The following is a 22,984-nucleotide window of genomic DNA, read 5'->3' as shown; positions in this document are numbered from 1 at the left end:
CGGCCGCACATAAAAAAAAACCCCGCCAGAGGCGGGGTCGAAAGGAGCTTTAACGGATGAAAGTGCAGCGGTGTATCAAGTCAGCGCGATTCAGAACACGTACTGGGCACGGACTACGAAACCGTCGCCATCGTCATCGCCATTGGCGTTGGTGACTTTGTCGGTCTTGGCCTTGACGTAGGCACCGGTGATTTTCACCGCTTCGTTGGCGTACCAGTTCACGCCCAGGTTGTGCACCTTGGCTTCGGCATCGCCCACTTCACGGGTCGCCGAGGCAGTGGTGATGTTGTCGTCTTCGACGGTTATGCTGTCGAAGCGGTAGAACACTTCCCAGGCGCCGATGGATTTGTTCTGAGGCTTGATCGCATCAAACTTGCCGACCTTATAACCACGGGACTCACCGGTGATGGTGTAGGCACCCTGGACGTAGAAGCCGTGGCCTTTGATGTCTTCGAAGGCGTCGCTGTCAGCCTTGGTCTTGCGGGAAATGTATTCACCCTGGATCGACGCAGGCCCCATGGCGAAAGCGGCTTCCAGGCCGAAGGCGGTGTCGGTATCGTAAGAGCCAGCTGCGGAGGGGTTGGCGCCGCCAAGGAGTGGACGGTTGCCGTTGGCGCCAGCATCGTTGCCGCCACCAGTCACCACACCGCGCATGCCCAAACGGGAGTGGTAACGCGCGTCGAACGCGGTGTCGGAAACATCGCGCGAGGCCACGTTCAATCCGAAGTGCAAGACGTTACCGGCGTCGTGCATCGGAGCGAAGACGAAGCGACCGTTGACTTGCTTGACGCTATTGCCGTCGGTGTCATTGTTATCCTTGCTGAACACACCGGCCGAAGCGTAGAACGAATCGGCGAACGTGCTGGACGCTTGCAGGCCCAGGCCATTCTGATGGCCGTTGGCCCAATCGATCAGGTCGTAGGCGGCGTTACGCTCAGGAGCAGTGACCCATTTGGAGCTGGTGGCTTTCTCCAGGCCGAAGTCCGGGTCGAAACGGCCGACCTTGATCGAGACCGGTTTGAAGCCGTTATAGACCAGGGACGCTTCGTCGAAGTAGCCGTCCTCGGAACTACCGGCGTTATGAGAAAAATCGTAGTTGATCGTGTAAGCCCAATCCGTGTACAGCACGCCGGACAGTTCCAGGAACGCGCGACGGAAGTAAGCGGCGTCGGCGGTGTCACCATTTCGAGTGTAGATCCCATCAAACTGGCTGTAATCAGCCTGCAAACGACCACCGAGCTTGAAGCTGAACTCTTTGTCAGTGGTAGCGACCTCAAGGCCGCCCTTGGTTTTGACCACGATATCGGCGCCATCGGTGGTGACGGTGCCGGCGAAAGCCTGGGCGGTTACTGCCATTGCCAGTGCGCTGGCGGCAACACCTGCGAAGTGCTTACGGATCATCGAAGAATTCCCCTGTTGGTAGTCTATGCGTTAGAAAACACGCGGAACTGGGCCCGCTGGTGTTGGGAGGGGATCTTGGCGGCCGGTTGTGTCAGGCGAGTTGCTATCACATAAAGATTTTATGACAGCGGAACTTTTTACTTCGAATGGGAATAACCGGAAAGCCTTGTGGGAGCGAGCTTGCTCGCGATCGCGATGGTTCAGCCTGAAGTGATTTGACTGATACACCGCTATCGCGAGCAAGCTCGCTCCCACAGGGGTCGGGTGGTGTTTTGAGTTTTAGTGGATATCTTTGCGACGCTCGGCGGCGAGTTTCTCGGCCAGGTGATCAAGGTCGGGAATCGGGGGTTGCGGCAGTTTTTTGAGGGTCGCCTGCATCAGGCGCATCTGGCGGATGAAGCGTCGGCAATTGGGGCAGAACATCAGGTGATGACGCACCATCAGGCGTTCACGAAAGCTCAATTGCCCGTCGAGGTAGTCGCTGGAGCGCGCTACTTGTTCCTTGCAGGTCAGCATTCGCCGGTTTCCTCGAAATGTTCAACAGTCGCGAAGACCTTCAGTCGGGCGCGATGCAACAGCACACGAACATTGGAGAGCGAAATGTCCAGAAGATTACAGATTTCGTCCAACTCCAGGCCCTGTTGTTCACGCAGGCTCAGTACGCTGCCTTGCAGTTCCGACAGGCTGAGCAACGTGTGCTCCAGGCAATCGCGCAATTCACTCATTGTGAGTAACGCTTCGGGCGTGTCCTGGTGCCAGGCGAACGGCGCCAGCAGCCAATGGCCGTCAGCGGCGAAACGCTCGTCGCCGAGGGTGCCGTGGGGGGCTGGAAGGTCATCGAGCAACACTTCCCGACGGTTCTGCTTGTAGCGTCCCTTGGCGGCGTTGGCCGTGATGGTCAACAACCAGGTCTTGAGGCTGGAGCGCCCCTGGAAGCCACTGAGATTGCGCACCACCGACAGCCACGCGTCCTGCACCACTTCGTCGGCATGGCGGCTGCCGACGATGGCATGGGCCACGGCACGCATCGGGCTCTGGTAGGCGTTGACCAGTTCCTTGTAGGCCTGCTGCTCACCGGCCAGGAGGCGTTGGAGCAGGAGGGTGTCGTCGGTGATCGTCATTCAACACCCTATGGCTGGATAGATCACTATTGTGGCGAGGGGTTTATGTGGGAGCAAGGCTTGCCCGCGATGCAGGCGACGCGGTCCTCTATAAACCGAGTTGCCTGTTTCGCGAGCAAGCTTTGCTCCCACATGGCTTTGCTTCCACAAAAAATTCGGCGCCGCAACAGTGGATCAATGCTTACGCAAAATCACGCTACCAATCGAATACCCGGCGCCGAACGAGCTGAGCACGGCGACCGAACCGCTGGGCAGGTCATCCTGGTATTTGTGGAAGGCAATCACCGAACCGGCGGAACTGGTATTGGCGTAACGGTCGAGGATCACCGGGGCTTCCGCTTCGGTGGCTTCGCGTCCCAGCAGTTTGCGCACGATCAGGTGGTTCATGCTCAGGTTGGCCTGGTGCAGCCAGAAGCGTTTCACGTCGCCCACGTTTAGCTGGTTTTCTTCCAGGTGGGCACCGATCAGCTCGGCGACCATCGGGCAGACATCGCGGAATACCTTGCGGCCTTCCTGGACGAACAGCTTGTCACGGCTACCGACGCCCTCTTGCGCAGCGCGGTTGAGGAAACCGAAGTTGTTGCGGATGTTGTTGGAGAACTTGGTAAGCAGCTTGGTGCTGACCACGTCGAATTGGTACGGCGAAGTCGCCAGGTCCGCCCGCTCGATGATCACGGCAGTGGCCGCGTCGCCGAAGATGAAGTGGCTGTCGCGGTCGCGGAAGTTCAAGTGGCCGGTGCAGACTTCCGGGTTGACCATCAGGATCGCCCGGGCCTGACCCAGTTGCACACTGTTGGCCGCGGCCTGGATGCCGAAGGTCGCCGAAGAACAGGCCACGTTCATGTCGAAACCGAACCCTTCGATGCCCAGGGCTTCCTGGACTTCGATGGCGATGGCCGGGTAGGCACGCTGCAGGTTGGAACAGGCGACGATCACCCCGTCGATGTCGGCGACGGTACGGCCGGCGCGCTCCAAGGCCTGTTTCGCGGCGCCAACGGCCATTTCGCAGAGCACCGACCACTCGTCGTTGGAGCGCTCGGGCAGGCGTGGGGTCATGCGTTGCGGATCGAGAATGCCGTCCTTGTCCATGACAAAGCGGCTCTTGATACCGGAGGCCTTTTCGATGAACGCGGCGTTGGATTCGGTCAAGGCCTCGACTTCACCGCGCGCGATGGCATCGGCGTTGTCGGCGTTGAATTGCGCGACATAGGTATTGAAAGATTGCACCAGCTCTTCGTTGGAGATGCTGTTGGCCGGGGTGTACAGGCCGGTGCCGCTGATGACGACGTTATGCATGGGTCGTGTCTCTGATCTGTTCAGGCAGAAAGTATTGGCACCGACGTACCAATACACAAAGGGACTTTTCCCATCCGGGGAAGCAGCCCTGGCATCGCTTTATTCCGGATCCGCCCGTGGCATTGAAGCTCAAAATCACGGGACCGGCATTTATAGGCGCGAAGTTTGCCATAAACGCTGGGGTTTGGCCCATTCTCCATTCACTACAACACCCTACCCTGTGGGAGCGAGCTTGCTCGCGATAGCGGTGGGTCAGTCAACATCAATGCTGGCTGATTCACCGCTATCGCGAGCAAGCTCGCTCCCACAGGGTTACCCAATCTGTCTGATCAACCCTCCACCAACCCCCACTGCTTGCCCAGGCGCTTGTCGGAAATCGGCACCTTGGTCCCCAACTGCTGGGCGAACAGCGACACCCGGTATTCCTCCAGCCACCAGCGGTACAACTCCAGTTGCGGGTCGCGCTTGCCTTCCTGGGCGTGCTTGCTGGCGCGGGCCTGGTATTGAGCCCAGAGGTTCGACAGTTCGCCGCTCCAGACCCGGTCTTTCTGCACCTGGCTGCCGAGCTTCTCGAAGCGTTGCTCGATGGCCTTGAGGTAACGCGGCAGTTCCTTGAGCCACTGATGCGGGGTTTCCCGCACGAAGCCTGGGTACACCAGGTGGCTGAGTTGTTGCTTGATGTCGTTCAGCGCCACGGCTTGGGCCAGGTCGATCTTGCCCTTGAAGCGTTTTTGCAGGCCGTGCCAGAGCTTGAGGATGTCCAGGGTCAGCCTCGCCAGGCGTTCGGCGTGCTCGGTCCAGCCGCCGCGCTTACGCTCGGCCAGGGCCGCCAGGGCGGCGCCGTCACGGGGCAGGCTCGTTTCACCTTCGAGTACGCAACTGTCGAGGCTGGCGAGCAGGATGTCTTCCACCAGACCGTCGATGCGACCCAAATCGCGGTACAGCAGGCCCAGTTCCGTCAGCCCCGGCAGCTTGCCGCGCAGGAACTTCGCCGATTCGGCCAATTGCTGCATGAGCAAGCGCTGCAAGGCGCGGCGATGCTGGAATTCGGCTTCGGCCGGCGTCGGGAAACGCCCTTCCTTGACCACGCCGCCCTCTTCCACCAGCGCCGGATAAACCGTCATCGACAGCCCGGCGATCTTCTGCTGGGTTTTCTCGGCCACCGGTGCGAAGACCTTCGCCTCCACCGGTGCCTGGCTTTTTGCCGTTTGCGGCACGGCCAAGGCCGCCTGGCTGGCTTCGGCAAAGCGTGCCGTCAACTCGGCCAGGTCGCGGCCCTCGCCGAGGAACTTGCCCTGCCCGTCGACGATTTCCAGGTTCATGCGCAGATGGCTTTCCACCTGCTGGGCCGCTTCGGCCCAGGCTTCGTCGCTGACCCGCGCACCGGTCATGCGCAGCAGTTCGCGGCCCAGGGATTGCGGCAACGAGCCCTCAGCGAAGGTGATGCGTTGCAGCGCCGCCTTGACGAAGTCCGGCACCGGCACGAAGTTCTTGCGCAAGGCCTTGGGCAGGTTGCGCACCAGGGCGATGCACTTGGCCTCGATCATTCCTGGCACCAACCATTCCAGGCGTTCCGGCGGCAGCATTGGCAGCAGCGGCGCCGGTACCCGCAGCGTCACCCCGTCGCGCGGGTGATTGGGCTCGAAGTGATAGCTCAGCGGCAAGGTCAGGTCACCGACGCGCAAGGTGTCGGGGTACTGCGTGGCGGTGACCTCGCTGGCTTCGCGGGCCAGCACGTCTTCCTCGCGCATGATCAGCAATTGCGGGTCTTTCTGGCTGTTGATCCGGTACCAGCTGTCGAACGTCGCGGTCTGGTGGATCTCGGCCGGCAAACGCGCGTCATAGAACGCAAACAGGGTTTCCTCGTCCGCCAGGATGTCGCGGCGACGAGCCTTGGCTTCCAGCTCGTCGAGTTGCTCCAGCAAGCGGGTATTGGCGCCCAGGCACTTGGCCTTGGACTGGATCTCGCCGCGCACCAGCGCCTCGCGGATGAACAACTCCCGCGACACCACCGGGTCCACTGGCCCGTAGTGCACCGGCCGCCGACCGACGACAATCAGCCCGAACAGAGTGATCTGCTCATAGGCCACCACTTGCCCGCGCTTCTTCTCCCAGTGGGGTTCGAAGTGGTTTTTCTTGATCAGGTGCCCGGCCAACGGCTCGATCCAGTCCGGTTCGATCTTGGCCACCATACGCGCGTACAGCTTGGTGGTTTCCACCAGCTCGGCGGTCATCAGCCACTGCGGGCGCTTTTTGCCCAGGCCCGAGGACGGGTGAACCCAGAACCGCCGCTGGCGAGCGCCGAGGTAATCGCCATCTTCGGTTTTCTGGCCGATCTGACTGAGCAGACCCGACAGCACCGCTTTGTGCAGCTTCGGGTAGTCGGCCGGGTCTTTGTTGAGGCTCAACTGCATGTCGCGGCAGATCAAACTCAACTGGCGATGGGAATCACGCCACTCACGCAGGCGCAGGTAATTGAGGAAGTTCTTGCGGCACCAGTTGCGCAGTGGGCTGGCGGTCAGGGCCTGGCGCTGCTCTTCGAAACCGCGCCACAAATTGACCAGCCCGGCGAAGTCCGAGTCGGCGTCTTTCCATTGAGCGTGGGCCTGGTCGGCCGCTTGCTGGCGTTCCGGCGGACGCTCGCGCGGGTCCTGGATCGACATGGCGCTGGCGACGATCAACACTTCCTGCAAACTGCCCAGCTTCGCCGCTTCCAGCAGCATGCGGCCCATGCGTGGGTCCACCGGCAGGCGCGCCAACTGCCGACCGAGCGGGGTCAGCTGACTGTTGCGGTCCACCGCCGAGAGTTCTTGCAGCAGGTTGAAGCCGTCGCTGATGGCCTTGCCATCCGGCGGCTCGATGAACGGGAAATCGGTGATCTCGCCGAGGCGCAGGTGCAGCATCTGCAGGATCACCGCCGCCAGGTTGGTGCGCAGGATCTCCGGGTCGGTGAATTCCGGCCGCCCAAGAAAATCTTCTTCGCTGTACAGCCGCACGCAAATCCCCGGCTCGACCCGCCCGCAGCGACCCTTGCGCTGGTTGGCGCTGGCCTGGGAAATGGCCTCGATGGGCAGGCGCTGGACCTTGGCCCGATAGCTGTAGCGGCTGATGCGCGCGGTACCACTGTCGATCACGTAGCGGATGCCCGGCACGGTGAGCGAGGTTTCGGCGACGTTGGTCGCCAGCACCACCCGACGGCCCGGGTGGGACTGGAAGATCCGTTGTTGCTCGGCCGGCGACAATCGCGCATACAGCGGCAAGATCTCGGTGTGCTTGAGCTGGGCCTTGCGCAGCATCTCCGCCGCGTCGCGAATCTCCCGCTCGCCCGGCAGGAACACCAGCACATCCCCGGGGCTACGGCGCTCGCTGCGCTCATAGGCGGCGATTTCATCGAGGGTGGCGAGGATCGCCTGGTCGACGGTCAAGTCGTCCTCGACCCGATTGCCCTCCTCGTCCTGCTCCAGGGTCAGCGGGCGATACCAGGTTTCCACCGGGAAGGTGCGACCGGAGACTTCCACGATAGGCGCGTCGTCGAAATGCTTGGAGAAACGTTCCAGATCGATGGTCGCCGACGTGATGATGACTTTCAGGTCCGGGCGGCGCGGCAGCAGGGTCTTGAGGTAACCGAGCAGGAAGTCGATGTTCAGACTGCGTTCGTGGGCTTCGTCGACGATGATCGTGTCGTAGCGTTCGAGGTAGCGGTCGTTCTGGGTCTCGGCCAGCAGGATGCCATCGGTCATCAACTTGATCAGGGTGTTGGCGTCGCTCTGGTCTTCGAACCGCACCTGATAACCCACCAGCGCCCCCAACGGCGTGGCCAGTTCCTCTGCCACACGGCTTGCGACGCTGCGGGCGGCGATCCGACGCGGCTGGGTGTGGCCGATCAAGCCATGCTGGCCGCGACCGATTTCCAGGCAGATCTTCGGCAACTGCGTGGTTTTACCCGAGCCGGTCTCGCCGGCGATGATCAGCACCTGGTGCTTGAGCAACGCCTCCTTGATTTCGTCGCGCTTGGCGGCGATCGGCAAATTGTCGTCGTAGCGGATCACCGGCAGGCTCGCCTTGCGCGCCAGCACTTGGTCGCACGACGCCTGCATGCGCGTCACCCACTGGGCCAGCTTGGCCTCGTCGGGTTTCTTGCGCAGCTCGAGCAACTGGCGCCGCAACCGGTGACGGTCGGCGAGCATGGCGTGGTCGAGGTTTTTCAGCAGCTTGTCGATAGCGGGAGCTTGGTCAGTCATCAGGTACGCAAGGGTCGTCGGTTTGAGCAAGGGGGCGATTGTCGCAGATTTGCGGCCGTTGCGCCGACACATGGCAGCCTGCCTGCCGCCATACCCTGTGGGAGCGAGCTTGCTCGCGATAGCGGTGGATCAGCCAGCGTTGATGTTGACTGACACACCATTATCGCGAGCAAGCTCGCTCCCACAGGGTTTGCGCAGATTTCGAGGTTATTCGCTGTCCAGGTCCTTGCGCCGATACGGAAACACATCGATCACCTTCCCCGCCCGGATCGCCTCCTGCAGACCTTTCCAGTAATCGGCGTTGTACAACTCGCCGTGCAACTGGTCGAACAGCTTGCGCTGCCCGGCGTCGGCGAACAGGAACGGCGGGAACTCTTCGGGGAAGACGTCCAGCGGGCCAATGGAATACCAGGGTTCGGAAGCCATTTCGTCTTCCGGTGTGCGGGGCTCGGGGATGTGGCGGAAGTTGGCTTCGGTGAGAAAGCAGATTTCATCGTAATCGTAGAACACCACGCGACCGTGGCGGGTCACGCCGAAGTTCTTGAGCAGCATGTCGCCGGGGAAGATATTGGCCGCCGCCAGTTGCTTGATCGCCAGGCCATAGTCTTCCAGCGCCTCGCGTACCTGGTCCGGGTTGGCGTTTTCCAGGTAGAGGTTCAGGGGCGTCATCCGGCGTTCGGTCCAGCAGTGGCGAATCAACACTGTCTCGCCTTCCACCGACACCGTGGACGGCGCCACTTCCAGCAGTTCCTCCAGGCAGGCCGGCTCGAACTTGCTCAGGGGAAAACGGAAATCGGCGAACTCCTGGGTATCGGCCATACGCCCGACCCGGTCGACGCTTTTCACCAGTCGGTACTTCTCGATCACCGTGGCCCGGTCGACGTTTTTCGACGGTGAGAAACGGTCCTTGATGATCTTGAACACCGTGTTGAAGCCCGGCAGGGTGAACACGCTCATGACCATGCCGCGCACGCCGGGGGCCATGATGAACTGGTCGTCGGTGTTCGCCAGATGGTTGATCAGCGCCCGGTAGAACTCGGATTTGCCGTGCTTGTAGAAACCGATGGAAGTGTACAGCTCGGCGATGTGCTTGCCCGGCAGGATGCGCTTGAGAAAGCCGATGAATTCCGCTGGTACCGGCACATCCACCATGAAGTACGAGCGGGTGAACGAGAAGATGATCGACACCTGCGCCTCGTCGGTGATCAGCGCATCGATCTGGATACCCCGGCCCTCGCGGTGCAACAGCGGGATCACCAACGGCCATTGGTCGTCACGGGTAAAGATCCGGCCCACCAGGTAGGCGCCCTTGTTGCGGTAGAGCACCGAGGAAAACAACTCCACGGTCAGTTCCGGGTCCTTGCAGACCCAGTCCGGCAGGTTCTCGCGCAACTGCGCTTCGAGGCGCTGCAGGTCGCCTGGTAAGTCGCCGTAATCCTCGCTGAAACGGTAGTCGGCAAACACACTCGCCAGCATCCGGTCCAACTGCCCCTGGGGCTTGTAGGTGCGGGTCTGGGCGGCGCGAGCCCGGCGCAGGCTGGGCCGGGTGGTGTGGATGAACATGGTGCCATCGCTGATCAGATCGTGGCTGAACAGCCCGCAAAAGATCGAGTTGTACCAGGTTTCCGACAGCTCATCGTCGAAGCGCAGGTCGATCAGGCTGATGTAGGCACTTTTGACCAGCGGCCAGCAGCCCACGTCCATCAGTGTTTCGTCATCGAAGGCCTTATGCAGTTTGGCGACGGTTTCGAAGACCTTTTCTTCATATAAATTGATCCGCGCCGCCGAAGCCGCTTGGGCCTCCAGCCACTGGGCCTGCTCGAACCGGGCGCGGGCGCCGTCGGTGATCTGCCGGAAATGCTCACGATAATCGTCGAAGCCGTCGAGGATCGAACGGGCGATTTCGAGGGCGGGCCATGGCTGCGGCATAAAGTAAACCTCGGCGAGTCATGCTTGTTATTGGCGACTGAGCTTAGAGGCCAATTACGCGGCAACGCAACCATTGCCATCGGTATACAGGGCGGCGACACTTGCCACCCCATCAAGGAAGGAGTGGCTCGTGAACCTCGTCGATATCCTGCGTTTACTGTCACTGGCCGCCATCTGGGGGGCCAGCTTCCTGTTCATGCGCATCATCGCCCCCGTCATTGGCACCATCCCCACTGCGTTCTTTCGTGTGTCCATCGCCTTCGTCGGGCTGCTGGTGATCCTGGCCCTGATGCGCGTCGATTGGAATTTTCGCGGCAAGCTCAAAGTCGTCATGGTGCTAGGCCTGATCAACTCGGGCATTCCGGCCACGTTCTATTCGCTGGCGGCCCAGGTGCTGCCGGCCGGTTACTCGGCGATCTTCAATGCCACCACGCCGTTGATGGGCGTGGTGATCGGAGGCTTGTTCTTCAGCGAGCAACTGACCCTGGCCAAGGTCAGCGGTGTCTTCCTGGGGCTGCTCGGCGTTGGCATCCTGACCCGCGCCGGCCCGGTGGCGTTCGACCTGCAACTGTTGATGGGCGCCCTCGCCTGCCTGCTGGCCACGACCTGCTACGGCTTTGCCGGTTTCCTCACCCGGCGCTGGCTCGATCACCAAGGTGGCCTGGACAGCCGTCTCTCGGCCCTGGGCAGCATGTTTGGCGCCACGGTGTTCTTGCTGCCGCTGTTTGGCTACAGCGTCATCAGCCAGCCGCCGGCCAGCTGGGGTGGCTGGAGCGTCTGGTTGTCACTGCTGGGGCTGGGCCTGGTGTGCACCGCGCTGGCGTACATCTTGTACTTCCGCTTGCTCAGTTCCATCGGTCCGGTCAAATCCATGACCGTGACGTTCCTGATCCCGCCGTTCGGCGTGCTGTGGGGGGCGTTGCTGCTGGATGAGCCGTTGGGGATGGCGCATTTGTATGGCGGGGTGCTGATTGCGGCGGCGTTGTGGTTGGTGTTGAAGCCTTCAGTCGCGAAGCCGGCTGAAGCGTCTGCCCGGTAGTTCATCGGCGCAGCGCGAGATGCCATCGCGGGCAAGCCTTGCTCCCACAAGGACTACACATAACCTGTGGGAGCAAGGCTTGCCCGCGATAGCGGTTGTTCAGTCAGCGAGCATCCAAGGCTCAGCGACTTTTACGAAACACAAACACCAACCCCACGATGATCAGCACCATCCCCAGCAAGCTCAACAACGCCAGGCGGTTGCCGAACACCAGGTAGTCCATGATCGCCGTCACCGCCGGCACCAGATAGAACAGGCTGGTGACGTTCACCAGATTGCCGCGAGCAATCAAACGGTACAGCAACAACGTCGCCAACACTGACACCACCAGCCCCATCCACAACACCGGCACGAAGAACCCCGCGCTGTATTCGAAGTGAAACGGCTGGAACGGCACGAACAGCGCACACAGCACCAGCCCGGCCAGGTACTGCACCGGTAGGGTGCCCAGTGGGTTGTCGGTGATGCGCTTCTGCATGATGGAGCCGGCCGTCATGCTCACCAGCGCCAGCAACCCGCACACCATCCCCGCCAGGGACATGCCGGCCAGGCCGATGCCCTGGTACACCACCATGACCAACCCGACCAAGCCCAGCACCAGGCCGAACATCCGCGACCAGGAACGCTGACGTTCCATGAGCACCACGGTCAGGATCGGTTGCACCCCCATCAGGGTGGCCATGACCCCGGGCGTGACACTCATTTGCAGCGCCAGCAGATAAAAAATCTGATAGGCGCCCAGCAGCACCAACCCGGTGGTCACCGCGTACCGCATCGGCTTACCGGTCCTGGGCAGCTTGAACTTGAGCAACGGAATCAACAGCACCAGCGCGAACAGTGCGATGGCAAATCGGATCAGCAAAAAGGCGAAGGGTGAAGCGTGGGCCAGGCCCAGCTTGGAAAAGATCGCCCCGCTGCTCCACAGCAAAACGAACAGGCTCGTGGAAGCCGCCGCCAATAAGGCGTTTTTGGAAAGGGAATACATGGATACCACCTGTAGTCAGGCAAAAAGCCAACTCAGCCGAGGCTGAAGTCCAGTAGTTTTTTCAGGCGGGCACAGGGGATGGCAACCGTTGCCGATCAGCCCTGAATGCCAACACCCGGCGGTGATACGACGGCGTACACCGATGAGCTACGGACAGGTGGGGGGTATTGACCGATCTGCGCAGGCTGCTGACTCCCACACGGCACGACGCCAGCGTTGAACGCTGGAACCACGACCGCGATGACAGGGGATGCAGGCATGAGCCGATCTCTTGAAGGGTGGGTTGGAAAACCCGAAGAGCGCTGACTATAACCAGCGCCCGATGGACTGCGCAATGTTTTAAACGAACAACCAATAACCAAGCGCCGTCAGCACCGCCACCGCCAACACGGGCCGCATCACCCGATACGCCTTGGGATGCTTGCGCTTGAATTGCTTGACCTGGCCACTGATGCCGTCGCTGAACGACTTGCTCCAGGCATAGGCCCGGTTGATGCCGCCGACATGTTCATCGTCCAGGTTCTGTGGCGCGGTGGCGCGGCCGAGGAATGCGCTGATGCTGCGGTTGAGGCGGGTCATCAGCCGGCTTTTCAAGGGCCGCTCGACATCACAGAACAGGATGACGCGGGTCTGTGGGGTTTCGTTCTTGACCCAGTGCACATAGGTTTCATCGAACATGACGTCTTCGCCGTCGCGCCAGGCGTAGATCTGACCGTCGACGAAGATCCGGCAGTCATCGGAATTGGGCGTGGACAGCCCCAGGTGATAACGCAACGAACCGGCGAAGGGGTCTCGATGTGGATTCAGATGGCTGCCACCGGGCAACAGGGCAAACATCGCGCCCCGGATGTTAGGGATCCGGCTGACCAGCTCGACCGTCCTGGGGCAAAGCAACTCGGCGGACGGCAGCGGTTTGTCGTACCACTTGAGGTAGAAACGCTTCCACCCCTTCTTGAAGAACGAGCCGAAACCGGCGTCGTTGTTCTTCTCGGCGGCGCGAATGTAACCCTCGTCAAACAAGTGCATGGCCTCGTCGCGAATGACTTGCCAGTTGTCCTTGAGCACATCCAGTTCGGGAAACTTGCTGCGATCCAGGTAAGGCTTCGAGGGCACGCCGGAGAACAGGTACATCAAGGCGTTATAGGGGGCGAACAGCGCCGAATGGTTGACGAACTGACGCAACACCGGCAAACGCGCCTTGCCACGCAAATGCACATAAAGCGTACTGCCCAAAAACAGCAGCAACACCGAGGCCTTGGCGATAAACGAAACGGTCATTTTTACAACTCCTTGTCCAAAAACAACTGACGCAACGCCTACTGCCCGACGTAGCCGAGGACCATGTTAAACATTCGTGGCCCGGGTAAAAACCGTCTGACGCAACATTCTCTGTTGAGTAAAACGCAATAAACACTTTCTAACAGGCGCCACCTGAACCTTGGCTGACGCCGGTCAAAACACCGCTAAATGAACCTTTGTAGGCAGGCTCTCCGTGGGAGCAAGGCTTGCCCGCGATGAAGATAATGCGGTCTGCCAGGAACCGAGGTGCCTATATCGCGAGCAAGCTTTGCTCCCACAGCAGGGCTCTCTCACCCTCGCAGTGAATTCACGATTACTGCTGAGTCTCCTGCTCGGTAAACAGATCGCTGAACAACATGCTCGACAAGTACCGCTCGCCCGAGTCCGGCAGAATCACGACGATGGTCTTGCCCTGCATTTCCGGCTTTTGCGCCAGGCGCACGGCCACGGCCATCGCCGCGCCACAGGAAATCCCGCAGAGGATGCCTTCCTCCTGCATCAAGCGCAGGGCCATGGCCTTGGATTCGTCGTCAGTGACCCGCTCGACCAGGTCGACGATCGACAGATCAAGGTTCTTGGGCACGAACCCGGCGCCGATCCCCTGGATCTTGTGGGGGCTGGGCTTGATCTCCTGACCCGCCATCGCCTGGGTAATCACTGGCGAAACCTCAGGCTCGACCGCCACCGACAGGATCGGCTTACCGCAGGTGGTCTTGATATACCGCGAAACCCCGGTAATGGTTCCGCCGGTGCCCACGCCCGCTACCAGCACGTCCACCGCACCGTCGGTGTCGTTCCAGATTTCCGGGCCGGTGGTCTTTTCGTGGATCGCCGGGTTCGCCGGGTTATCGAACTGCTGCGGCATGAAGTATTTGGACGGATCGCTGGCCAGAATCTCGGCGGCCTTCTCGATGGCCCCCTTCATACCCTTCGCCGGTTCGGTGAGCACCAGCTCCGCCCCCAGGGCCTTGAGTACCTTGCGGCGCTCGATACTCATGGAGGCCGGCATGGTCAGCATCAGTTTGTAGCCACGGGCGGCAGCGACGAACGCCAGACCGATCCCGGTGTTACCCGAAGTCGGTTCGACGATGGTCATGCCCGGTTTGAGTTTGCCCGAGCTTTCAGCGTCCCAGATCATGTTCGCGCCGATCCGGCACTTGACCGAATACCCTGGGTTGCGCCCCTCGATCTTGGCCAGGATGGTCACACCGCGCGGCGCAATGCGGTTGATCTGCACCAGTGGCGTATTGCCGATGGAATGGGCGTTGTCAGCGAATATACGGCTCATGGCTGGGTCCTTGATGGGGCGAGAATTTAAGCCTTTAAAGGTATGCCTGTTGCCCATGGGCGTCCAGTTGCACCGAACGTTCCCGTTGTTGCGACAGTCAATGGCATTAGGAGGCGCTCCCCCAACAAACGCTGGAGACTGACTGACATGAAGCGTCGATACCGCTGGCCACTGTGGGTGTTCGCCACCCTCGTCGCGGTGCTCGTGGCCCTGCACTTCACCCTGCCTTACCTGGTACGCGACTACCTGAACGATAAACTGGCCAACATGGGCGATTATCGCGGCCAGATCACCGACGTAGACCTGGCCCTGTGGCGCGGTGCCTACCGGATCAACGGCTTGGAAATCGTCAAGGTCGACGGCAAGGTCCCGGTGCCGTTCGTCACCGCACCGCTGGTGGACCTGTCGGTGAGCTGGCACTCGCTGTGGTACGACCATGCGGTGGTGGCCGAGGTGGAATTCGCCCGCCCCGAAGTGAACTTCGTCGACGGCGGCGCCAACCGCCAGAACTCCCAGACCGGCCGGGGCACCAACTGGCGCGAGCAACTGGAAAAACTGCTGCCCATCACCTTCAACGAAGTGCGCATCAGAGATGGCAAGGTCACCTTTCGCAATTTCAACTCCAAGCCACCGGTCAACCTGCGGGCCACCGACGTCAACGCCAGCTTCTATAACCTGACCAACGTGGTCGACACCGAAGGCAAGCGCGACGCCCGTTTCGAAGGCAAGGCCCTGGTGGCCGAACATGCGCCCCTGGAAATGCAGGCCACCTTCGACCCCTTGAGCGATTTCGAAGATTTCGATTTCCGCCTGCGGGCCAGGAACATTGAACTCAAGCGCCTGAACGATTTTGCCGCGGCCTATGGCAAATTCGATTTCAATGCCGGCCACGGCGACCTGGTGGTCGAGGCTGAAGCCGACAATGCCCGGCTCAGCGGCTACATCAAGCCATTGCTGCGTGATGTTGATGTGTTCGACTGGCAGCAGGACGTGGAAAACCAGAACAAGAACATCTTCCGCTCGGTCTGGGAAGCGCTGGTCGGCACAGGTGAAACGGCCCTCAAGAACCAGCGCAAGAACCAGTTCGCCACCCGGGTGGAACTCAGCGGCAATGTTCACCAGCAGGACATCAGCGCCTTCGAAGCCTTCCTGCAGATACTGCGCAACGGTTTCGTCCAGGCCTTCAATGCCCGTTATGAACAACCGCCGCCGGCGGCCGACTAAGGTTTGCGCGTGACGGTGTAACGGCCAGTCGGTTCCGCCGCCACACTTGCGCCTTCACGTTGCAACGAGTCCCAGCCCAGGCAAGCCAGGGCCAACGAACGCGGCACAGCCTCACGGCCACTGCTGTAGCGGCTGATGCTGCGAGCACTGACCCCCAGCGCTTCAGCCGCCTGGCTCAGCGGCAGGCCGGTGCGGGCACGCCAACCGATGAAGATGCGGGTATTTTCGTCCACGGCGTTCTGCGCCAGCGCATCCAGATACAACGTATCGGCACCGATCTGGATATCCAGTTCTGGCCATTCCACGCTCCAGCCATCGTCGCCCAAAATTGCGCCCGCAAACGCTTCGTCTTTCAACAGAGGCTGCAAGCCGGGATAACGTTGTACATCGGCGCTCAAGTCCAGCCTCAGTTGCTGACCGTCGATGAACGTCAGGTCCAGGCTGAACGGCAATACAGGCTGCACGGCCAATAGCCGCGGCCGTTTCATGGGTAGCATCGTTGCCAGTCCTCTAGCAGTTGCGCCTGATGAGCCCTGACCCAGTCCAGCGCTTCCTTATGATCAATGGCGGCGCCCGCCCCATCATGACTTCGACGGTTTCCAGGCTCAGGACCACATCCACTCCGCTACCCGTGAGGTGGACATGGGGCGGAGGATGATCCCTTTCCCGCAACTGAATGCGATAGGTATCTCTGAATCGATATTTAGTAGACATGCCACCGAGCGTATCGCCAAATTGGCGATACGCAATACTGGCAAGGCGCCGAGACTGAGTCAACATGTGACGCTCCATTCAGAGACTGAATACAGCGTCTGCGTTCACAGTCGGCGGGGCGTCGCGTTATAGTCGGGCACGTTATTTATTTCCCGCGCCCCGCCTCCTCAGGCCGGCGATACCGTTCGAGGAATTGCAGAATGAAGTTCGAAGGCACCAGCGCCTACGTGGCCACCGATGACTTGAAGCTGGCCGTGAACGCCGCCATCACCCTGGAGCGGCCGTTGCTGGTCAAGGGCGAGCCGGGCACGGGCAAGACCATGCTGGCCGAGCAACTGGCCGAGTCCTTCGGCGCGCGCCTGATCACCTGGCACATCAAATCCACCACCAAGGCCCACCAGGGCCTGTACGAGTACGACGCGGTCAGCCGCCTGCGGGACTCGCAACTGGGCGTGGACAAGGTCCACGATGTGCGCAACTACTTGAAGAAGGGCAAGCTCTGGGAAGCGTTCGAGTCCGAGGAGCGGGTGATCCTGCTGATCGACGAAATCGACAAGGCCGACATCGAGTTTCCCAACGACCTGCTGCAGGAACTCGACAAGATGGAGTTCTATGTCTACGAGACCGACGAAACCATCAAGGCCAAGCAGCGCCCGATCATCATCATTACCTCCAACAACGAAAAGGAACTGCCGGACGCCTTCCTGCGCCGCTGCTTCTTCCACTACATCGCCTTCCCCGACCGCGTTACCTTGCAGAAAATCGTCGATGTGCATTACCCGGACATCAAGAAAGACTTGGTCAGCGAAGCGCTGGACGTGTTCTTCGACGTGCGCAAGGTACCGGGCCTGAAGAAAAAGCCTTCCACCTCCGAACTGGTGGACTGGCTCAAGCTGCTGATGGCCGACAACATCGGCGAAGCGGTGCTGCGCGAGCGTGATCCAACCAAGGCCATTCCGCCGCTGGCCGGCGCCTTGGTCAAGAACGAGCAGGACGTGCAACTGCTTGAGCGCCTGGCGTTCATGAGCCGTCGCGGCACCCGCTGATCCTCTTCGTCTAACAAGAGCGAGGGCGATTGCCATGCTGCTTAACCTGTTCAACGAAATGCGCGCCGCCAAGGTGCCCGTGTCGGTGCGTGAACTGCTGGACCTGATCAACGCGCTGAAACAGCGGGTGATCTTCGCCGATATGGACGAGTTCTATTACCTGTCCCGGGCGATCCTGGTGAAGGACGAACGGCATTTCGACAAGTTCGACCGGGCGTTCGCCGCGTACTTCAACGGTTTGGAAAAACTCGACGACCACCTCCAGGCGCTGATCCCCGAGGACTGGCTGCGCAAGGAATTCGAGCGCTCGCTGACCGACGAGGAACGGGCACAGATCCAGTCCCTCGGTGGTCTGGATAAGCTGATCGAGGAGTTCAAGAAACGCCTGGAAGAACAGAAGGAACGTCATGCCGGCGGCAACAAATGGATCGGCACCGGCGGCACCAGCCCGTTCGGCTCCGGCGGCTTCAACCCCGAAGGCATTCGCGTCGGCGACGCCGGCAAGCGCCAGGGCAAGGCCGTGAAGGTCTGGGACCAACGCGAGTACAAGAACCTCGACGACCAAGTGGAATTGGGCACCCGCAACATCAAGATCGCCCTGCGCCGCCTGCGCAAATTCGCCCGCCAGGGTGCGGCCGAAGAGCTGGACATCGACGGCACCATCGACCACACCGCCCGGGACGCCGGCCTCTTGAACATCCAGATGCGCCCGGAGCGACGCAACACCGTCAAGCTGTTGCTGCTGTTCGACATCGGTGGCTCGATGGACGCCCACGTGAAAATCTGCGAAGAGCTGTTTTCGGCGTGCAAGACCGAGTTCAAGCACCTGGAGTACTTCTACTTCCACAACTTCGTCTACGAGTCGGTGTGGAAGAACAACCTGCGCCGTACCTCGGAACGCACCTCGACCCAGGATTTGCTGCACAAGTACGGCGCCGACTACAAAGTGATTTTCATCGGCGACGCGGCCATGGCGCCCTATGAAATCACCCAGGCCGGCGGCAGCGTCGAACACTGGAACGAAGAAGCCGGTTATGTGTGGATGCAGCGCTTCATGGAGAAGTACAAGAAGCTCATCTGGATCAATCCGTACCCCAAGGACACCTGGGGTTATACCGCCTCGACCAACATCGTGCGCGAGTTGGTCGAGGACCGGATGTATCCGCTGACTTTGCGGGGGCTGGAGGAAGGGATGCGGTTTCTTTCCAAGTAAGATCTTCTGTGCCCTTTAAGGCCTCATCGCGAGCAAGCTCGCTCCCACACTGAATCTTCGTCGTATACAAGATCCCCTGTGGGAGCGAGCTTGCTCGCGATGCTTTTAGCGGTCGAGAAAATTGCGCAAACACTCCACCTGCTGCCGATGCGCAACCGCCTGCACCACCGGCCGCAACCGCACCTGCGCCCCCGGCAGGCATTGCGCCAGCCGGGCCAGGGCCAAGGGGGTCAAGGCCCCCAGGCGTGGATAACCACCGATGGTTTGCCGGTCATTGAGCAGCACGATCGGCTGGCCGTCCGGCGGCACCTGCACGGCACCGAGGGGAATACCCTCGGAAATCATCGCCGGCCCCTGGTATTCCAGCGCCGTGCCCAGCAACCGCATGCCCATGCGATCGGCGCGACTGTCCAGCGTCCATGGGGTGTTGAACGCATCGAACAGACTCCGTCCACTGAACGCGCCATTCTGCGCCCCCAGGATCAGGTCCAGCGGCTGCGCTTGCTGGAAATCCGGAATCCGCGTGTACGGCATCGGCCGAGGCGTCGGCGTGCCTGAATAGCTCAAGTGCGCGCCACGACTCAGCGCTCGCCCCCGTCCATCCAGGCCGCCGAGTTCCTCGCGCACCACCGTCGCCCGGCTGCCCAACACCGCCGGTGCATTGAAACCGCCAGGGGCCGCCAGGTAGGCCCGGGCACCGAGCACGGGCTGGGTGAGCGCCAGCACCTGGCCCTTGCGCAGGCTGAAGAAGCGCCACGACGCCACGCCCTGGCCGTCTATTCGCGCACCCAGGTCCGCCCCGGCCAACGCCAGCACGCAATCCTCTTCGGCCACCACGGTAAAGCCACCGAGGGTAATCTCCACCACCGCCGCGTCCAGGTCATTACCGAGCATCCAATTGGCCCAGGCCATCGACAGCCAATCCGCCGCGCCGCCCTGGGTCACGCCCAGGTGCCTCACGCCGAAACGGCCAGCGTCCTGCAACAGGCACAGCGGTGTGCTGGCCTCGATCAACAACCGGCTCATGCCTGGGCCTCCAACGGTGTGTCGTCGCCACCCAGCGCGATGAATTCGGCATGATCCACGGGGGCAAAACGCACCGTGTCCCCCGGCTGCATCAGGCTATAGCCGTCGCGCTCACGATCAAACAGTTTGGTCGGGGTGCGACCGATCAGGTTCCAGCCACCGGGCGACACCACCGGATACGCTGCGGTCTGGCGTTCAGCGATGCCGACACTGCCCGCGGCCACGCGCTTGCGTGGCGTATCGAGGCGCGGTGCGGCCAATTCTTCGTCCACCAACCCCATGAAGGCGAAGCCGGGTGCGAAACCCAGGGCAAACACCTGGTACTCGCGTTCGCTGTGGCGGCGGATCACCTGGGCAACCGTCAAGCCGCTGCGGCTCGCCAACAACTCCAATTCCGGCCCGACGCTAAGGTCGTACCACACCGGCAGCACGTGGCATTGGCCGGCGGACTGGGCATCTGGTGAAAGGTTATGCAGCGCTTCGTCGATCAACTCCCGAGCCTGCACCGGGTTCAGGGCGAGCAAATCGTAGTGCACCATCAAGGTGGTGTAGGACGGCACCAGATCGATCAGATGCTCGGCAAACACCGCTCGCAGGCGCTCGCTGGCGGCAAGCATCCAGGGCATGTTGGCCTCGGCGATCTCATCGAACAGGCGCACCATCAGGCAGTCCACCGCCACCACTTCCAAGCGTGGTTTCATGGCGCACTCTGCCGGTCCAGGGCTTCGCGGATGCGTTGCACGGCCGCCACGGAGCTGGCGTTGTCACCGTGCACGCACAAGGTATTAGCCTTCAGGTGCAAGGCGCTGCCGTCACTGGCGGTCAACGCATCGCCACGGGCGATGGTCAGGGCCTGCCCGATAATGACCTCGGGATCGTGGTGCACCGCGCCCGGCGCTTGCCGCGAAACCAGGCGGCCGGCACTGTCGTAGGCGCGATCGGCAAAGGCTTCGAACCACAGGGTCAGGCCGTACTCGTCGCCCAGGGCCTGGGCGGCGCTGTTGTCCCGGGTGGCCATGAGCATCAGCGGCAATTGTCGATCATAGGCCGCGACAGCTTGGATCACCGCGCGCAGTTGCGCCGGGGTGGCCATCATATCGTTGTACATCGCCCCGTGGGGTTTGACGTAGCTGACCCGCCCGCCCTGGGCCCGGCAGATGCCGTCGAGGGCGCCGATCTGGTAGTGCAGCAAGTCCTGCAACTCCTGGGCGCCATAGGCCATGGAGCGGCGGCCGAAGCCCGCCAGGTCCTGATAGGCCGGGTGCGCGCCGATTCGCACGCCGTGGCTCAGGGCCAGGCTGACGGTCTTGCGCATGATGCTCGGATCGCCGGCATGAAAGCCGCAGGCGATGTTGGCGCAATCGATGAAGGGCATCACCTCGGCGTCCAGACCCATGGTCCAGCTGCCGAAGCTTTCGCCGATGTCGCAGTTCAATAGCAGGCGGTTCACGGTGAACGCTCCTGTAGGTTCTTTCTTTGTTTAACTGTGAGGCACGTGCCCCACAGGTTATCAGTTACTCGGCTTCCAACTGCTTGCCTTGGGTTTCCGGCAGGCTCAAGGCCGCGAGGATCACCACGCCGTAGGAGACCGCCGCGAACGCTCCGATACCGACGCTCAATGGCACCTTCTGGCTGAGGATACCGATCAACAGCGGGAACAATGCCGCCACCGCCCGGCCGATGTTGTAGCAGAAACCCTGGCCCGAGCCCCGGATGCGGGTCGGGAATAATTCGGTGAGGAACGAGCCCATGCCGCTGAACATCCCGGAAGCGAAGAACCCCAGGGGAAAGCCCAGCCAGAGCATCACGTTATTGCTCACCGGCACCTGGGTGTACAGCAGCACGATGGTGAACGAGCCGACGGCGTACAGGACGAAGTTCTTCTTGCGCCCCAGGATGTCCGACAGGTACGCACTGATGACATAGCCCACGTAGGAACCGACAATCACCATCGCCAGGTAGCCACCGGTGCTCAAGACACTCAAGCCACGTTCATTTTTCAGGAACGTCGGCAGCCAGGACGTGATGGCGTAGTAACCGCCCAGGGCACCGGTGGTCAGCAGCGAGGCACGCAGGGTGGTGAAGAGGATGCCGGGGGCAAAAATCTCGTAGAACTTCGCTGGATTTTCCGGCGTCAGGCGAGCCTTGGTCTGGTTATAGACTTCCGGATCCTTGACCAGCCGGCGGACGAAAATCACGAACACCGCCGGCACGATGCCGAGGATGAACAGGGCGCGCCAGGCGTCTTCCGGCGGCAGCACCGAGAACAGCAGCGCATACAGGATCGCCGTCATGCCCCAACCCAGCGCCCAGCCCGACTGCACCATGCCCACCGCCTTGCCGCGGTCCTTGGCGCGGATCACCTCGCCCATCAACACCGCACCGGCGGTCCACTCACCGCCGAAGCCGAAGCCCATCAATGTACGGGCGATCAACAGTTGTTCGTAGTTCTGGGCAAAGCCGCACAGGAAGGTGAAGAAGGCGAACCACAGCACCGTCAGTTGCAGGGTGCGCACCCGACCGATGCGGTCCGAGAGAATGCCCGCGACCCAGCCGCCAATGGCCGAGGCGATCAAGGTGCTGGTGTGGATCAGGCCTGCCTGGCCGGTGGTGATGCCCCACATGGCGATCAGGGTCGGCACCACGAAGCTGAGCATCTGGGTATCCATGCCGTCCAGGGCGTAGCCGATCTTGCAGCTCCAGAAGGTGCGACGTTCCTGCTGGTTGATGTTGCGATACCAATCGAACGGGCCAGAACGAGCCTGGGGTTGGGGGACGCCGAGTGTGTCGGGTGCACTCATGGTGGTTCTCCACGGTTTTATTGTTTTTGAGTCTCGACGACGCTGACGTGGAGACCGTTGCCCCGATTCTTGAGCGCGCGGCCGATCCCGTCCAACGAATAAAACCTTGGCTGGGTCATAAGAAAAAGTTGATTGGGTGCAGGGGGTGTCATCAGCCGGAGCTGAACGAACACTGTTGTGGGAGCAAGGCTTGCCCGCGATGAAGCTGACGCGATCATTCAGAAACCGAGGCGTCTGTTTCGCGAGCAAGCTTTGCTCCCACGCAGCGGGGGATAAATTCCCTCTGTCTAGTCCTGAAATAGGTTTACACCTGTTTCAGTCTCAAAACGCCCGATGCACCGCATCGGGCGTTTTGTATTTC

The 22,984-nt window shown here is 61.3% G+C and carries 18 protein-coding genes and 1 pseudogene; 4 read left to right on the top strand and 15 right to left on the bottom strand.

The genetic code is table 11. From position 1 onward, the window contains the following. Positions 1–90: 90 nt before the first annotated feature. The 6 genes from AC3A5O_RS09450 to aceK all read right to left on the bottom strand — a co-directional run bounded on the left by AC3A5O_RS09450 (position 91) and on the right by aceK (position 9,988). Entirely contained in the window at positions 91–1,401 is a 1,311-nt protein-coding gene (locus AC3A5O_RS09450) for an OprO/OprP family phosphate-selective porin (protein WP_487753141.1), read from the bottom strand. A 279-nt stretch (positions 1,402–1,680) separates the two neighbouring features. Then, positions 1,681–1,917, bottom strand: a complete 237-nt coding sequence (locus AC3A5O_RS09445; RefSeq protein WP_305470177.1) for an anti-sigma factor family protein — start codon at positions 1,915–1,917, stop codon at positions 1,681–1,683. Continuing rightward, positions 1,911–2,522: an RNA polymerase sigma factor gene (locus AC3A5O_RS09440; protein ID WP_122566124.1), complete on the bottom strand. Its 612-nt coding sequence runs from the start codon at positions 2,520–2,522 to the stop codon at positions 1,911–1,913. The genes AC3A5O_RS09445 and AC3A5O_RS09440 overlap by 7 nt, the downstream gene beginning before the upstream one ends. Before the next feature lie 174 nt (positions 2,523–2,696). Next, complete coding sequence (locus AC3A5O_RS09435; protein ID WP_122566123.1) at positions 2,697–3,818, bottom strand: beta-ketoacyl-ACP synthase III; 1,122 nt, start codon at positions 3,816–3,818, stop codon at positions 2,697–2,699. 329 nt (positions 3,819–4,147) lie between these two features. Further along, positions 4,148–8,059 (bottom strand): ATP-dependent RNA helicase HrpA, encoded by a 3,912-nt coding sequence (hrpA, locus tag AC3A5O_RS09430; RefSeq protein WP_122566122.1) that lies wholly within the window; start codon positions 8,057–8,059, stop codon positions 4,148–4,150. 207 nt (positions 8,060–8,266) lie between these two features. Then, positions 8,267–9,988 (bottom strand): bifunctional isocitrate dehydrogenase kinase/phosphatase, encoded by a 1,722-nt coding sequence (gene aceK, locus AC3A5O_RS09425; RefSeq protein WP_487753140.1) that lies wholly within the window; start codon positions 9,986–9,988, stop codon positions 8,267–8,269. A gap of 130 nt (positions 9,989–10,118) precedes the next feature. Between aceK and AC3A5O_RS09420 the strand changes: the two genes are divergently transcribed. Beyond that, the gene (locus AC3A5O_RS09420) at positions 10,119–11,027 is read left to right on the top strand and encodes a DMT family transporter (protein WP_305470173.1); all 909 of its coding nucleotides are present in this window, start codon (positions 10,119–10,121) and stop codon (positions 11,025–11,027) included. A gap of 121 nt (positions 11,028–11,148) precedes the next feature. Here AC3A5O_RS09420 and AC3A5O_RS09415 read toward each other — a convergent pair whose 3' ends face one another. The 3 genes from AC3A5O_RS09415 to cysK all read right to left on the bottom strand — a co-directional run bounded on the left by AC3A5O_RS09415 (position 11,149) and on the right by cysK (position 14,599). Further along, complete coding sequence (locus AC3A5O_RS09415; protein ID WP_487753139.1) at positions 11,149–12,012, bottom strand: DMT family transporter; 864 nt, start codon at positions 12,010–12,012, stop codon at positions 11,149–11,151. Between the two features lie 339 nt (positions 12,013–12,351). Further along, positions 12,352–13,290, bottom strand: a complete 939-nt coding sequence (locus AC3A5O_RS09410) for an aspartyl/asparaginyl beta-hydroxylase domain-containing protein (protein ID WP_122566118.1) — start codon at positions 13,288–13,290, stop codon at positions 12,352–12,354. Positions 13,291–13,624: 334 nt separating this feature from the next. After that, positions 13,625–14,599: a cysteine synthase A gene (cysK, locus tag AC3A5O_RS09405; protein WP_487753138.1), complete on the bottom strand. Its 975-nt coding sequence runs from the start codon at positions 14,597–14,599 to the stop codon at positions 13,625–13,627. Positions 14,600–14,746: 147 nt separating this feature from the next. Here cysK and AC3A5O_RS09400 point away from each other — a divergent pair, with 147 nt between their 5' ends. Further along, a complete protein-coding gene (locus AC3A5O_RS09400; protein WP_487753137.1) occupies positions 14,747–15,823 on the top strand; it encodes a DUF748 domain-containing protein in 1,077 nt (358 codons plus the stop codon). Here the strand turns inward: AC3A5O_RS09400 and AC3A5O_RS09395 are convergent. Continuing rightward, positions 15,820–16,320: a DUF2442 domain-containing protein gene (locus AC3A5O_RS09395; protein WP_487753136.1), complete on the bottom strand. Its 501-nt coding sequence runs from the start codon at positions 16,318–16,320 to the stop codon at positions 15,820–15,822. The two genes, AC3A5O_RS09400 and AC3A5O_RS09395, sit on opposite strands and share 4 nt — an antisense overlap. Beyond that, positions 16,308–16,537 (bottom strand): annotated as a pseudogene (locus AC3A5O_RS09390) (DUF4160 domain-containing protein). Before AC3A5O_RS09390 ends, AC3A5O_RS09395 begins: the two are co-directional and overlap by 13 nt. A 200-nt stretch (positions 16,538–16,737) precedes the next feature. On the opposite strand from AC3A5O_RS09390, the gene AC3A5O_RS09385 reads away from it, so the two are divergent. Together AC3A5O_RS09385 and AC3A5O_RS09380 are read left to right on the top strand one after the other, a co-directional pair. Beyond that, positions 16,738–17,583, top strand: coding sequence for an AAA family ATPase (locus tag AC3A5O_RS09385; RefSeq protein ID WP_003184225.1), 846 nt, complete (start codon positions 16,738–16,740; stop codon positions 17,581–17,583). A 34-nt stretch (positions 17,584–17,617) separates the two neighbouring features. Continuing rightward, entirely contained in the window at positions 17,618–18,796 is a 1,179-nt protein-coding gene (locus tag AC3A5O_RS09380; RefSeq protein WP_003198888.1) for a vWA domain-containing protein, read from the top strand. Between the two features lie 105 nt (positions 18,797–18,901). Here the strand turns inward: AC3A5O_RS09380 and AC3A5O_RS09375 are convergent, their stop codons facing one another. The 4 genes from AC3A5O_RS09375 to AC3A5O_RS09360 form a co-directional block, all read right to left on the bottom strand. Continuing rightward, entirely contained in the window at positions 18,902–19,822 is a 921-nt protein-coding gene (locus AC3A5O_RS09375; RefSeq protein ID WP_122566114.1) for a 5-oxoprolinase subunit C family protein, read from the bottom strand. Then, complete coding sequence (pxpB, locus tag AC3A5O_RS09370; RefSeq protein WP_305470164.1) at positions 19,819–20,523, bottom strand: 5-oxoprolinase subunit PxpB; 705 nt, start codon at positions 20,521–20,523, stop codon at positions 19,819–19,821. Before pxpB ends, AC3A5O_RS09375 begins: the two co-directional genes overlap by 4 nt. Next, a complete protein-coding gene (locus tag AC3A5O_RS09365) occupies positions 20,520–21,272 on the bottom strand; it encodes a 5-oxoprolinase subunit PxpA (RefSeq protein WP_487753135.1) in 753 nt (250 codons plus the stop codon). Before AC3A5O_RS09365 ends, pxpB begins: the two co-directional genes overlap by 4 nt. A gap of 64 nt (positions 21,273–21,336) precedes the next feature. Next, the gene (locus AC3A5O_RS09360) at positions 21,337–22,623 is read right to left on the bottom strand and encodes an MFS transporter (protein ID WP_060738732.1); all 1,287 of its coding nucleotides are present in this window, start codon (positions 22,621–22,623) and stop codon (positions 21,337–21,339) included. Positions 22,624–22,984 lie beyond the last annotated feature (361 nt).

Source organism: Pseudomonas sp. Soil_N_39 (assembly GCF_057655955.1).
This window is presented reverse-complemented; position numbering and strand designations above follow the sequence as displayed.

What these genes read in the sequence shown, in the direction of transcription:
- AC3A5O_RS09400 (WP_487753137.1), top strand. Translation starts at nt 14,747, where the DNA reads ATGAAGCGTCGATACCGCTGGCCACTGTGGGTGTTCGCCACCCTCGTC.
- AC3A5O_RS09435 (WP_122566123.1), bottom strand. Translation starts at nt 3,818, where the DNA reads ATGCATAACGTCGTCATCAGCGGCACCGGCCTGTACACCCCGGCCAAC.
- pxpB (WP_305470164.1), bottom strand. Translation starts at nt 20,523, where the DNA reads ATGAAACCACGCTTGGAAGTGGTGGCGGTGGACTGCCTGATGGTGCGC.
- AC3A5O_RS09415 (WP_487753139.1), bottom strand. Translation starts at nt 12,012, where the DNA reads ATGTATTCCCTTTCCAAAAACGCCTTATTGGCGGCGGCTTCCACGAGC.
- AC3A5O_RS09375 (WP_122566114.1), bottom strand. Translation starts at nt 19,822, where the DNA reads ATGAGCCGGTTGTTGATCGAGGCCAGCACACCGCTGTGCCTGTTGCAG.
- hrpA (WP_122566122.1), bottom strand. Translation starts at nt 8,059, where the DNA reads ATGACTGACCAAGCTCCCGCTATCGACAAGCTGCTGAAAAACCTCGAC.
- AC3A5O_RS09440 (WP_122566124.1), bottom strand. Translation starts at nt 2,522, where the DNA reads ATGACGATCACCGACGACACCCTCCTGCTCCAACGCCTCCTGGCCGGT.
- AC3A5O_RS09395 (WP_487753136.1), bottom strand. Translation starts at nt 16,320, where the DNA reads ATGCTACCCATGAAACGGCCGCGGCTATTGGCCGTGCAGCCTGTATTG.
- AC3A5O_RS09450 (WP_487753141.1), bottom strand. Translation starts at nt 1,401, where the DNA reads ATGATCCGTAAGCACTTCGCAGGTGTTGCCGCCAGCGCACTGGCAATG.
- aceK (WP_487753140.1), bottom strand. Translation starts at nt 9,988, where the DNA reads ATGCCGCAGCCATGGCCCGCCCTCGAAATCGCCCGTTCGATCCTCGAC.
- AC3A5O_RS09360 (WP_060738732.1), bottom strand. Translation starts at nt 22,623, where the DNA reads ATGAGTGCACCCGACACACTCGGCGTCCCCCAACCCCAGGCTCGTTCT.
- AC3A5O_RS09445 (WP_305470177.1), bottom strand. Translation starts at nt 1,917, where the DNA reads ATGCTGACCTGCAAGGAACAAGTAGCGCGCTCCAGCGACTACCTCGAC.
- AC3A5O_RS09380 (WP_003198888.1), top strand. Translation starts at nt 17,618, where the DNA reads ATGCTGCTTAACCTGTTCAACGAAATGCGCGCCGCCAAGGTGCCCGTG.
- cysK (WP_487753138.1), bottom strand. Translation starts at nt 14,599, where the DNA reads ATGAGCCGTATATTCGCTGACAACGCCCATTCCATCGGCAATACGCCA.
- AC3A5O_RS09410 (WP_122566118.1), bottom strand. Translation starts at nt 13,290, where the DNA reads ATGACCGTTTCGTTTATCGCCAAGGCCTCGGTGTTGCTGCTGTTTTTG.
- AC3A5O_RS09385 (WP_003184225.1), top strand. Translation starts at nt 16,738, where the DNA reads ATGAAGTTCGAAGGCACCAGCGCCTACGTGGCCACCGATGACTTGAAG.